Origin of the sequence: Mycolicibacterium vulneris, assembly GCF_002104765.1 — a bacterium.
Lineage (GTDB): Bacteria > Actinomycetota > Actinomycetes > Mycobacteriales > Mycobacteriaceae > Mycobacterium > Mycobacterium vulneris.
Genome location: NZ_NCXM01000005.1, coordinates 1 through 12,373, shown reverse-complemented (window position 1 = coordinate 12,373; position 12,373 = coordinate 1). Strand labels below are relative to the sequence as shown.

The window sequence follows — 12,373 nt, the reverse complement described above, 5'->3', positions numbered from 1 at the left end:
TCACCTGAAAGGGGTGGCAGCAATGTTCACACGCCGCATCTCGACAATCGCCGCCGCCGTCGCCGCAACCGCCATCGGGCTTGCCGCCATTGGCATGGCCGGCACCGCGGCAGCGAGCTCCGTGCAGACCGCCGATCAGGCGTTCCTGGGCCAGATGCAAAGCCTCGGCGTCTCTTTCCCGTCGACGCAAGATGCCGTGCGAGCGGGCCACCAGGTATGCACTGACCTGGCCGCCGGGCAGACCCCGACGGCCGTCACCGTCGGGATCTTCCGCCACACCAACCTGACTCCCCCGCAGGCGGCCAGCGTGGTGATCGCGGCGACCCACGCCTACTGCCCGCAGTTCTCCGGGCAGCCGGCCTAGCCGACCAACGACCCACGATGGGGGAGTCCGGGTAAGCAATCGGATTCGTGCGGGGCAGCTACTATCGCGCTGGGTACGAACACATTTCAGTCCGCCAGTAGCGCTGGACCGTGATGCAGCGTGCGGATGAATTCGACGACATGCCGTCGGAGCTCGACGGTTTGTCGGGATTGTCAACGAATCCGCCCGGTTAGCGTCACAATCACAACTGTGACCTCATGGCATCCGACGCCGCGGACGCGGAAAGGCTGGTAGGCGCGATGGCGGACAATCGTCTCGAATTCGGTCTGCTCGGGCCGTTGGAGATGAGCGTTGACGGTGCCCTGGTGCCGCTCGGCACGCCCAAACAGCGGGCGGTGCTGGCGCTGCTGCTGATGAACCGCAACAGCCCGGTCGGCGTCGACCGGCTTATCACCGCACTGTGGGACGAGTCGCCGCCGTCGGGGGCGCGGGCCAGCATTCACTCCTACGTGTCCAACCTGCGCAAGCTGCTGACCGGCGCCGGCGTGGACCCGCGCACCGTACTGGTCGCGGCGCCGCCCGGGTATCGGCTCAACATCCCCAATGACACGTGCGATCTCGGCCGCTTCATCGCCGAAAAGACCGCCGGCGTGCACGCGGCAGCGGCGGGGCGCTTCGAACAGGCCAGCCAGCATCTGTCCGCGGCTTTGGCCGAATGGCGCGGCCCGGTGCTCGAGGACCTGGAAGGCTTCCGGTTCGTCGACACCTTCACCCCGTCCCTCGTCGAGGAGAAGATCCTGGCCCACACGGCGCAAGCCGAGGCCGAAATCGCCTGCGGACGTGCGTTTACCGTGATCACCGAGCTGGAAGCGCTGACGGCCGAACATCCTTACCGCGAGCAGCTGTGGGCTCAGTTGATGACCGCCTACTACCTCACCGACCGCCAGTCCGACGCGCTGGCGGCCTACCGCCGCGTGCAGAAGTCGCTCGCCGATGACCTCGGGATCGACCCGGGCCAGAACCTGCGCGCCCTCAATGACCGGATCCTGCGCCAGGAACCGCTGGACGCCAAGAAGAACGCCATGACGACCGCGGCGGTCGCGATCACCGTGCTGGAGCACTACACGTCCGACAAGAAGGTGGTCGCCTACCTGCACGAGGTGACCGGGCGCAGCTATCCGCTGCAAGGGTCGACAACGATTGGGCGGCTCGGCGACAACGACATCGTCCTCGACTCCCCCAAAGTCAGCCGCCACCATGCCGTCATCGTCGACACCGGAACCGGCTACATGATCGACGACCTACGGTCTTCGAACGGCGTGCACGTGCAGGACCAACGAATCCGCTCGGCCGCCACCTTGCAGGACGGCGACCGCGTCCGGATCTGCGATCACGAATTCACCTTCCAGATCGCTACTGACAACGGCGACCAGACGCCTGCGCGCTTACCGTCATGATTGCTCAGGCACGGGTTGCAATCGTGTGTCTGTCCGCAAAGTCTTGAACGAGACCGACAGGCTAGGGGTTGGGTTGGAAGGATCAGGAATGAGTGACGAGCAGTCCTCACGTGCGGGGTCGATGTTCGGCCCCTACCACCTGAAGCGGCTGCTGGGCCGCGGCGGGATGGGTGAGGTCTACGAGGCCGAACACACCGTCAAGGAGTGGACGGTCGCGGTCAAACTCCTCTCCGAAAGCTTCAGCCGAGACCCGGTGTTTCGCGAGCGGTTGAAACGCGAAGCCCGCACCGCCGGTCGTTTGCAGGAACCGCACGTGGTGCCGGTGCACGACTACGGCGAAATCGACGGCCAGATGTTTCTGGAGATGCGCTTGGTCGAGGGCACCGACCTGGACAGCGTGCTCAAACGTTTCGGCCCGCTGACCCCACCCCGCGCGGTCGCCATCATTACCCAGATCGCTTCCGCGCTCGACGCCGCCCATGCGGCCGGGGTGATGCACCGCGACATCAAACCGCAGAACATTCTGGTCACCCGTGACGACTTCGCCTACCTGGTCGACTTCGGCATCGCCAGCGCCAGCGCCAGCGCCAGCGCCAGCGCCAGCACCGACGATAAGCTCACCCAGCTCGGCACCGCGGTCGGGACGTGGAAATACATGGCGCCAGAACGGTTTTCCGACGCGGAGGTCACCTATCGCGCCGACATCTACGCACTGGCCTGCGTGCTGTTCGAGTGCTTGACCGGATCCCCGCCCTATCGCGCCGACAGCGCCGGCGTGCTGGTGTCCGCCCACATGATGGATCCCATCCCCGCGCCCAGCGAGCAGCGCCCGGGGGTCCCCAGGGCCTTCGACGCGGTGATCGCCCGCGGCATGGCCAAAAAGCCCGAGGACCGCTACGCCAGCGCGGGCGATCTGGCGCTGGCTGCCAGGGAAGCGCTCAGCAACCCCGACCAGGACCGCGCCGCTACCATCTTGCGCCGCAGCCAGGAGGCCGCGGTCCCCGCCGTCAACAACCCAGGCGCTCAGGCCCACGGCGCTCCAGTCGCAGGGCGCTCAGGCGTGGACCCCCACCAGCGGCCCGATCCCGACGGCCGGCCAGCCCGCGCCGTCGTATTACCAAGGCGGCAACGCCAACTGGGGTGGCCCGCCCCAGTTCACCAGCGCAACGCCCTGGGGCCAGCCCCCGCCCAAGCCGCACCGCAATGTCTGGCCCATCATCGTCGCCGTCGCCGTCGTGCTCGTTGTCATCGCGAGCGGGGTGGGCATCTGGCTGGTCGCCCGACCCAAGCCGGAACCACCGCAGGCCGCTCCGCTGGGACCCGAACGCCTCAGCGGCCTGCTGCTCGGTCCGGCCGACATCAACGGCGTGATGGGCTCGTCATCGATGCAGCCGGGCAAACCGATCACGTCGACGGACAGCTCCTCGGTGACGGTGTCCGCGCCGGATTGCCAGGGCGCGCTGTACACCACCCAGGATCCGGTCTACGCGGGCAGCGGCTACTCGGCGGTCAGCGGACTGGTGGCCTCGGAGGCGGGCGACAATTACGACCACTGGGTCAACCAGGCCGTCGTGCTCTTCCCGTCCGCCGACAGGGCCAAGAGCTTCGTGCAGACCTCCGCGGAGAAGTGGAAGGGCTGCGCCGGCAAGACGGTGACCGTCACCAACAAGAGCAAGACCTATCGGTGGACGTTCGCCCAGGTTCAGGGCAGCCCGCCAAAAGTGACGCTGATGGACACCCAGGAAGGCGCCGACGGCTGGGAGTGTCAGCGCGCGCTCAGTGTGGCCAACAACGTGGTCGTCGACATCAACGCGTGCGGTTACCACATCAGCGATCAGGGTGGCCAGATCGCCGACAAGGTCGTCGCCAAAATCGACAGCGAAAAGCCGGAAGGCTGATCGGCCGGACCGTTAAGGCCTTGTCACGACTGAAGATCGGGCCCCTGCGCGCGTAGGTCGTCGACCGCCGACATCGCGCCCCGCAACTTGGTCAGCCACTCTTCGGCGTGTTCGCCGACCAGCTTCACCGACCACGCCAGCGCGTCGGCGCGGGATCGGGCGACCCCGGCATCGACCAACGTGTCCAGCACCTGACGTTCGGGTTGCTTCAGCCGCGTCATGACGGGTACGGCGATGTGGGTGAACAGAATTCGCTCGATGCCCGCCGTGGAGCCGACCTCGACGCCCCAGGACACCTTGCGTCCGTAGCGCTCCTGCGCTTCGTCGGCGATGTGCATCCGCTCCGACCGGGTGTCTTCGCGGAATCGCGAAGCTCGCCCGGCCGCGCGGGCCTCGCTGGCTTCGCCTTCCGGGCTCGCCGCGTCCGGGAGCTTACCGATGACGGTGATCTCTTCACGGTCGACGGTCACCGTCGGGTCGCCGTCGAACCAATCCTCCGGAAGACGACCCGCGAACCATTCCGCGGCGTCGCTGGCGTCGGGTTGCTGGGCTTGCTGCCAGCCCCCGGGGCGGCCGTAACGCCGCCCGTGTGTGTGGTGCGCCTTCATGATTACATAATTACACCGTTGCATGTGTAAGGGAACGGCCTTTCACCGGCAGCGAAACGACAGACTTACGCGGGGCAACCTCCCGGCAGTCCCGGCCGTCGGGTCATGGGTGATCGAGGCACTCCGGCCAACCCGGAAAACCCGTTGATCCGGGCAGTTCGTCGGCGTATTTTGGTTAGCGAAGCAGGCCCGGAAGCGACCAATTCGAAGTGCCGGAACACGGGGTAGGAATCCGGCCGCGTAGGACACGCATAAGACGGAGTCAGACGCCCCCTGGAGTCGCGCCGGGCCTGCCCATGTGCCGAGTACTCTTTCTTCGCCGTGGCTGCGTGGCCGTCAGTCGCCGTCGCCCCGCCGGACGCGATAGAGCTTCACCTCGCTTTTGATGCCCTTGAGCCGACGGGCACCGGCGAACGAGCCGGCGAACTCACCGCGGTTGCCGATGACGTCCCAGACCGAATCCGCGACCAGGACCGTGCCCGGGCGCGCCACGTTGGTGACGCGGCTTGCGACGTTGACCGGGCTGCCGAACCAATCACCGGCCCGGCTCACCGCCATGCCGGACGCCACCCCCGCTCGCAACCGGGGAAAGTCGTTGTCGGTGTCGACGACTTCGACGAGTTTGATGATGACGTCGAGCAACGGCAGCGGATCGGGGCAGACGAACATCACCGCATCGCCGATGGTCTTGATGAATCGCACCGGTGGCACGGTCATGTCCCGGGCGAGAATGGCCAGCCGGTTGGCCAGGTGCCCCAGCTCCTCTGGTGACACGGCCTCGCCGATCTTGGTGAAGCCGACCAGGTCCGCGAATGCAACCGTGATCTGGCGCGCTCCCGGGAGCGGCTTGCCGGCGGCGCGCTCCGCGGCATTGATCGCCTCCGTCTCCATCATGTGACGCAGCTGCATGAACAACATGTGCTCGATCATCGGGCCGAGCATGGGCGCGATCTCGGTCACCAAAGCCTTTGACGCCTGGGCGATTTCGAGTTCGGTGGCGCCGGGGCGCATGATCGCCGAAAGGGCCGTGTACCGCATGACCTCGGCGGCACGCGACAACCCCTCGGCGAGCACCCGCACCACCAGGACCAGCTGTTCGGGATCCAGTCCCAGCTCCACGAATCGCTGGGTGAAGGCGGCGGCTTCACCGTCGGCGCGCATATGCACGACCGCGTCGGGGTCGTCCACGCGGACCAGACCGATCGCGCGCTGCACTTGCTGCAGCAGGCCCAGGTCGATGCCATGGGCCTCGCTGATCTCGCGGGTGGACACGTAGCTGCCGTCGTCGCCGATGAGGTGGCGGGTGGCCAGCAGCAAGGGCGGATTGGTGGTGCGGATCTCCTCGGCGGTGACGCCCTGCTCGAACAGCCACTTCACCAGCTCGGCGCGCTCCGTGCGCGCGCTCCCCTCCAGCCCCTCGAGCAGATCGTCGATGTCGTGGTCGGTCCCGTCCTGCACGTCGCCAACGTACAACGCGGGCGAGCCATGATGTGGGGTGATGAGCACACCGCTGCTGCGGGGATTCCCGCCCGTCGTCGATGAGCGCGCCAGGACGCTGATCCTCGGCTCGTTTCCCAGTGCACAGTCGCTGGTGGCGGGCCAGTACTACGCCAATCCACGCAATGCGTTCTGGTCGATCACCGGTGAGCTGTTCGGCTTTGATGCGGCCGCGCCCTACGACGGGCGGCTCGCGGCACTGCGGGCCCACGGTGTCGCCCTCTGGGACGTGCTACACGCGTGCCGCCGGGCGGGTAGCTCGGACTCGGCGATCGAGCCAAAGAGTGTGTTGGTCAACGATTTTGGAGAATTCCTCGAGCACTACCCCACAATCACGGCGGTGTGCTTCAACGGCGCCAAGGCCGCCGACCTGTTCCGCCGGCTGGCGACCGCGCCCGATCGGATCCGGTCTCGGCGGTTGCCGTCGACCAGCCCGGCCCACGCGGTGCGGCCGGGCGCCAAGCTCGCGGCCTGGGCTGTGCTGCTGGACCCCGCCTAGGAGACCGGCGGTCGCCGCAGCGCCCACGGCCGGGCGGCTTCGATCTGCGCCGAGAGCGACAGCAGGGCCGCTTCGTCATAGGGCCTGCCGACGAGCTGGACCGACATCGGCAAGCGATGCCGGTCCAAGTCCCACGGAACCACCGCCGCGGGCTGTCCGGTCAGGTTCCAGATCTGTTGGTAGGGAACGTATCGACCGACCCTCAGCAGCGTGGACACCGCGCCGCGGCGTTGATACGCGCCGATACGCGACGGGCCCGTCGCGGTGCCGGGGGTGACGACGACGTCGACGTCGTCGAAGATCGCCTGGATCCGCGAAATCACGGCGCCTTCGTTGGCTCGGATAGCCTCCATCCGCCGGTCGGAGAAGAAGGACCCCAGGCGAGCCATGTTGCGGGTGCGCGTTTCAAGGCGTTCCGGATGGGCCAGGGCGTCCGCATCGTCACAGATGCCGCGCAAATAGCGGGGCAGGAAGTTCGTGAGTATCGCCGAGGCCGGATATTCGGGGTCGGCCGTGATGACGTCATGGCCGAGGTCGCGAAGCAACGCGCCCGCCTGGTCGACCGCCGCCAACTCCGCCTTGCCGACCCTGACAGGGAGTGGGGTTGGGACCTTGGTGCTCAACGCGATTCGCAGCCGGCCGGGACTTCGCCCCGCCGCGATCGCGAACTCCCCTTCGGGGCCGGGCACCGTCGACGTCGCGTCCAGGAACACGGCCGCGTCCATCACCGTCCGCGCGATCGGGCCGTTGACACTCAGCCCGTACCAGGCGTCGTCGTGCGGTTCCAGCGACACGCGATCGCGTTGCGGCTTCAGGCCGAACAGGCCACACCACGTCGCCGGGATGCGGATCGAGCCGCCCCCGTCGGATCCCAGTGCCAGCGACGCCAACCCGGCGGCGACCGCGGCGGCACTCCCGCCGCTGCTGCCGCCCGGGGTGCGGGTGGGATTCCAGGGGTTACGGGTGGCTCCGAAGGTCATCGACTCGGTGTAGGGCAGCATCATCAGCTCGGGCACATTGGTTTTGCCGATGATTACGGCGCCCGCGGCCCGCAATCGCCGCACCACCTCCGCGTCGGAGGTGACGGCGGGCCGGTGTCCACCGCTGCCGAAAGTCGTCACCTCGCCCGCGACGTCGACATCGTCCTTGATCGCGATCGGAACGCCGAGCAGCGGTAGCCGCTCGCCCGCGTCCAGGCGCTCCTGCGCCAGGGCGGCCTCGTAACGGGCTTGATCGGCAAGCACCACGCGGTAGCAACGCAGCTGGCTGTCCAGCCGCGCGATCCGCTCCAGATAGAGCTCGAGCAATTCCGGTGCGGTCAATTCACCGTTGGCCAGCATGCGCGCATGTGCCGCCGCGCCGGCGAACGCGAGATCGTTCACCGCGGCAGCGTATCTCGATAATCGTGGCAGGCCCCGAATGGTCTCGGCATGGCCGCGCCGCAGCAGCCAGTACCGTGGGCGACATGTCCTGTGTGTTCTGTGCGATCGTCGCCGGCGAGGCTCCGGCCATCCGGATCTACGAAGACGACGACTACCTGGCCATCCTCGACATCCGGCCGTTCACCCGCGGCCACTCGTTGGTGCTGCCCAAGCGACACAGCGTCGATCTCACCGACACCCCGCCGGAGACGCTGGCCGGAATGGTCACCCTGGGGCAACGCATCGCCCGGGCCGCGCGCAGCACCGAATTGGCCGACGCGACCAACATCGCGATCAATGACGGCAGCGCCGCTTTCCAGACCGTCTTGCATATCCACCTGCACGTTTTGCCCCGCCGCAACGGCGACAAGCTGTCGGTGGCCAAGGGGCTGTTGCTGCGCCGCGACCCCGACCGGGACGCCACCGGCCAGATTCTGCGCACCGCGCTGGCCCGCATCGATGCAAGTCAGCCGGATTGAACCGCCGGTCCGATCACGGCCCGCGCCCGCACCAACCTGGCAAAAGCCCCACTTCGCGGACGTCAGCGGCGGTTTAATGCCCTGTAACTCGTGGTGAGTTTGTTCATTTTCTTCACCACACAGCAGGGGAGCGGCTGGTGCGGCGATGAAACGCTGGGCGGTGAATCCGTGGCCGCGGTTTGGGCTGCCCGCGCGCAGGGGCTGGCTGCTCGTCGGCGCGTACGGTGCCGCCGAGTTGGCGATCGTGGTGTCGAAGTTCTGGGGATCGCGTGGCCCCTACGGGACGCGGCCGATCAACGAGGTCGTCATCGCGGTGTGTCTGGCCATCACGGCGGCGTGGTCCGGCGCCGCGGCCCGCCGTAAAGCCGGACGACAACGATACGGCTGGGCGGCGCTGGTCATGGGCCTGGTCGGCTGGGCGGCGGGTGAGATCATCTGGGCGGTCTACGACGTGCGCCCGGAATTCGACCACGCCGCCAACCCGGCGGCGACCGAGATCGTGCTGTTGTTGTACCCGCTCGGCGCCATGACCTCGTTGGTGTTGCTGTCCCGGCTCTCTCGCCTCGACAACTTCCGGCGTCTGCTGCTGGACGGCCTGATTGTGGCGACCTCGCTCTTCGTCATCTCTTGGGTGTTCGTGGTCGAAACTCAGCTGCGGGAGCACACGGGCACCCGGCTGGCGACGCTGGCGGAGGTCTTCAGCGACATCGTCCTGCTGACGGCGGCAATCCTGATGCTGTCGCGGGCGCGTCCCGGCGATCAGCCGAGCCGAGCCCTGCTGGCCGGCGGCATCGGAACGATCAACCTTGCCGACCTGGTGCTGGTTTTCGACACCGGCATCGGCAGCTATCACACCGGCTACGTCGTCGACCTGACCCGGGTCGCCGGGCTGGCGATGTTGGCGCTGGCCGCAGCGGCCAGCCGGCACGAGCAGCCCGCATCGGCATCGCAAATGTCGCCGGACGAGATGGAGCTGCGCACCCGGCTGTGGCTGCCTTACCTGCCGCTGACCATGGCCGCCGCGGTGGGCTGGGCGCACGCGGCCGGCAATACGCTGCACAAACCCCTGCTGGGCGCGCTGGGAATACTCGTCGCCGCCGTGCTGGCCCGTCAATTCGTGGCCCTGGTGGAGAACCAGAATTTGCTGACCGAAGTCGCGCAGGAGGCCTTCCGCGACCACCTGACCGGCCTGGCCAATCGGGCGCTCTTCCTGCATCGGTTGGAGCTGGCCGTCGCGCGTCGACACCTCGACGGCACACCGATCGCGGTCTTGTGCCTGGACCTCGACAACTTCAAAGCGGTCAACGACGCCCTGGGTCATCCGGCCGGCGACGAACTCCTGGTGCGGGTGGCCGGCCGGCTCACCGCCGCGCTGGGCGACACGGGCACCATCGCCCGGCTGGGTGGCGACGAATTCGCGGCGGTCATCGAAACCTCTGTCGAGGAATCGCAGGCGGCCGCGCACCGCATCCTCGACGCCTTCACCGGAGCCATTCTGATCGACGGCATTCCGATCACGGTGCGGCCGAGCATCGGATTCACGGTGGCCACCGGCTCGGCGAAATGCACCGTCGATCAGTTGCTGCGACACGCCGACTTGGCCATGTATGCCGCCAAACGCGAAGGCGGCCAGTGCATCCGCAGCTTCATGCCCGACTTGCCGCTGCCATATGCGTTTCCGGCGGCGCCGGGTTCGCACAGATCGCCCGTGGCCTCCCGTGGTATCAGCAGTGGCAACGGCGATACGCCGCGCGATTCGCGGCCGGCCGCCGAGGTCGCCACGGCGGAACCCAGCCCGCCCGAGGACGTCCCCGACGCCGTCCGCTGGCCGCCACGGGACGTCCGGGCCGTGATTGCGCTGCTGGCAATCGGATTGGCCGCCTTCACAGTGTCCACAGTCGTACGTCCGAATGCCGGGCACGGCATCGTGTCGGCCGCCGCGCTGTATACGGCGCTGAGCGTGGTCGCGGCCGCACTGATCGCCCTTCGCGCGTACCGTGTTTCGGCCGACCGGTCCGCCTGGGCGCTGATCGCCGCGGGCATGGCGTCCTCGGCGGTGGGTGACGTCGTCTATGCCTTATGGGTGCCCAACGGCCGCTCCCCGTCGGTAGCCGATCCGGAGTACCTGGCGTACTACCCCTTCGTCTACGCCGGGCTGTTGCTGCTCATGCGGGCACGGCTCAAGCGGCTGCCGGTCCCGATTCAGCTCGACTCGTTCATCTGCGCGTTGACGTTGGCGGCGGTGGCCGCGGCGTTGACGGCCGGCCCGATCCGGGCGGCCGCGATACGCAGCCCGGCGACCGTATGGGTTGGGCTGGCGTATCCGTGGAGCGATCTGGTGCTGTTGGCCCTGGCCGCCGGAATGTTGCCAATCCTTGGTTGGCGCAACGAAATTCGCTGGGCGCTGCTGGTCGCCGGATTGGTCCTGTTCGCGGTGGCGGACGCCGCCTATCTCTTTCAGGCGTCCGCCGGCTTGTACCGGGCGGGCTCGTTGCTGGATGCGTGCTGGGCCGCGTCGTCGTTGCTCATCGCGATGGCGAGCTGGGCCAGATCGTCGTCGATCACGCCACCACCCCCAGGCCGATATGGGCAATACATCACTCCGGTGGTGTCCGCCATCGTGGCGCTGGGCGTGATCGTCCTGGCACATCATTCACGACTCGCCGCGACGCTGGCGGCGTTGAGCCTGGTCGTGGCGACCGCGCGGTTCGCGCTGACCTTCCGCAACGCGAGCCTGCTGGAGCCGAACGACAGACTCGCCATGATCGACGAGTTGACGGCACTGCCGAACCGGCGCTCACTGGCGACGGCCCTGACCGATTTGCCCGTCTCGCCACCCTCGCGAACGAGGTCGATTCCGACCAGGGCTCACGCGCGCCGCGCGCTGTTGTTGTTGAGCCTCAGCGATTTTCACGAGATCACCGATTCGATCGGCAGGCAGTTCGGTGATGAGCTGCTATGCCATATCGCAAATCGACTGGCCGGCTGCGTCCGTCGTGACGATCTGCTCGCACGGGTGGGCGAAGACCAATTCGCCGTGCTGCTGTCGGATGGGGCCAACCTCACCGCGGCCAGCGCCTCGGCGGGCCGGCTGCTCGAAGCCTTGAGCGAGCCGATCGCTTTGGATCCGATCACCGTGCAGGTGGACGCCCGCATCGCCATCGCGCTCTGCCCCGACCACTGCGACTCCCCGCAAGACTTGCTGAGCCGCGCCGAAACCACTATGGCGCACGCCAAATCCGCCCGCAGCAAGATCGTGGTCTATGACTCTTCGTTCGACGTTCATCGCGACAACGACCCGAGCCTCATCGAGGAATTGCGGACAGCGTTGTTCGATACCGACGAGCTGACGCTGCACTACCAGCCCAAGATCGACGGCCGCGACGGCAGCGTCCACAGTGTCGAGGCGGTGCTGCGCTGGCAACACCCCACCCGCGGAACACTGCTGCCGGAGGAGTTTCTGTCCGTCGCCGAACGCGCCGGGCTGATGCGCAAAATCTCCAACCGCACGCTGTCCATGGCTCTGGCGCAGGTCCGCTCGTGGCGCGAAGAAGGCCTCCCGCTGACCGTCGCGGTGAACCTGTCGACGACCAACCTGCTGGACATCGAACTCGTCGGCACCGTAGAGCGACTCCTGGCCAATTACGATCTGCCCGCCGAGGCGCTCATCCTCGAGATCACCGAGAGCGCGCTGGTGGATTCCGTGCGAAGCCGCAACACCGTCGCCGCGCTGCAGGGCCTGGGAATCCGCATCTCGCTCGACGATTACGGCACCGGTTGGTCGTCATTGGCTCGCCTGCAAGAGGTTTCGGTCGACGAGCTGAAACTCGACCGGATCTTCGTGTCGCGGCTGGCCCACGACGCGCGATCGGTCGCCATCGTGCGGTCGACGGTGGCGCTGGCGTCCAACCTGGGTGCCGATCTGGTCGCCGAGGGGGTCGAAAACGAGGCCACCCTGCGCGCCCTGCGGCGGTATGGCTGCAACATCACCCAGGGCTTCGTGCACAGCCCGCCGCTGCCGCCGGACGACCTGCGCGACTGGATGGCCAGCCATGCGGCCAATCCCCACGCGAGCCGGTCCGACGAGCGGGCGCGTTCGAACGAGGGCTAGATGTACTGCCCAGGCAGGTTGATCAATCGCGTGATGGGTGGGACCTTGCCTATCGCTGAGTGTTGCCGGTGGTGATTG

At 67.4% G+C, this 12,373-nt stretch carries 8 protein-coding genes and 1 pseudogene; 6 read left to right on the top strand and 3 right to left on the bottom strand.

From position 1 onward, the window contains the following. Positions 1-22: 22 nt before the first annotated feature. The 3 genes and pseudogenes from B8W69_RS06105 (at position 23) to B8W69_RS06095 (ending at position 3,680) form a co-directional block, all read left to right on the top strand. Positions 23-364 carry a DUF732 domain-containing protein gene (locus B8W69_RS06105; protein ID WP_085289034.1) on the top strand — a complete coding sequence of 114 codons (342 nt, stop codon included), beginning with the start codon at positions 23-25 and terminating at the stop codon, positions 362-364. Positions 365-624: 260 nt separating this feature from the next. Next, a complete protein-coding gene (locus B8W69_RS06100) occupies positions 625-1,782 on the top strand; it encodes a BTAD domain-containing putative transcriptional regulator (protein ID WP_085289196.1) in 1,158 nt (385 codons plus the stop codon). A gap of 88 nt (positions 1,783-1,870) precedes the next feature. Then, positions 1,871-3,680 (top strand): annotated as a pseudogene (locus B8W69_RS06095) (serine/threonine-protein kinase PknH/PknJ). 23 nt (positions 3,681-3,703) lie between these two features. Here B8W69_RS06095 and abmR read toward each other — a convergent pair. Together abmR and B8W69_RS06085 are read right to left on the bottom strand one after the other, a co-directional pair. After that, positions 3,704-4,288 carry an ATP-binding transcription factor AbmR gene (gene abmR, locus B8W69_RS06090; protein ID WP_085289033.1) on the bottom strand — a complete coding sequence of 195 codons (585 nt, stop codon included), beginning with the start codon at positions 4,286-4,288 and terminating at the stop codon, positions 3,704-3,706. A gap of 336 nt (positions 4,289-4,624) precedes the next feature. Continuing rightward, positions 4,625-5,746 (bottom strand): adenylate/guanylate cyclase domain-containing protein, encoded by a 1,122-nt coding sequence (locus tag B8W69_RS06085; RefSeq protein WP_181447339.1) that lies wholly within the window; start codon positions 5,744-5,746, stop codon positions 4,625-4,627. A gap of 40 nt (positions 5,747-5,786) precedes the next feature. On the opposite strand from B8W69_RS06085, the gene B8W69_RS06080 reads away from it, so the two are divergent. Further along, positions 5,787-6,284 carry a DNA-deoxyinosine glycosylase gene (locus B8W69_RS06080; protein ID WP_085289032.1) on the top strand — a complete coding sequence of 166 codons (498 nt, stop codon included), beginning with the start codon at positions 5,787-5,789 and terminating at the stop codon, positions 6,282-6,284. On the opposite strand, the gene B8W69_RS06075 is transcribed toward B8W69_RS06080, so the two are convergent. Next, entirely contained in the window at positions 6,281-7,666 is a 1,386-nt protein-coding gene (locus B8W69_RS06075) for an amidase (protein WP_085289031.1), read from the bottom strand. The genes B8W69_RS06080 and B8W69_RS06075 overlap by 4 nt on opposite strands. A gap of 83 nt (positions 7,667-7,749) precedes the next feature. Here B8W69_RS06075 and B8W69_RS06070 point away from each other — a divergent pair, with 83 nt between their 5' ends. Then, the gene (locus tag B8W69_RS06070) at positions 7,750-8,184 is read left to right on the top strand and encodes an HIT family protein (RefSeq protein WP_085289194.1); all 435 of its coding nucleotides are present in this window, start codon (positions 7,750-7,752) and stop codon (positions 8,182-8,184) included. Between the two features lie 145 nt (positions 8,185-8,329). Beyond that, positions 8,330-12,295, top strand: coding sequence for a diguanylate cyclase domain-containing protein (locus tag B8W69_RS06065; protein WP_245843142.1), 3,966 nt, complete (start codon positions 8,330-8,332; stop codon positions 12,293-12,295). The last annotated feature ends 78 nt before the right edge of the window (positions 12,296-12,373 follow it).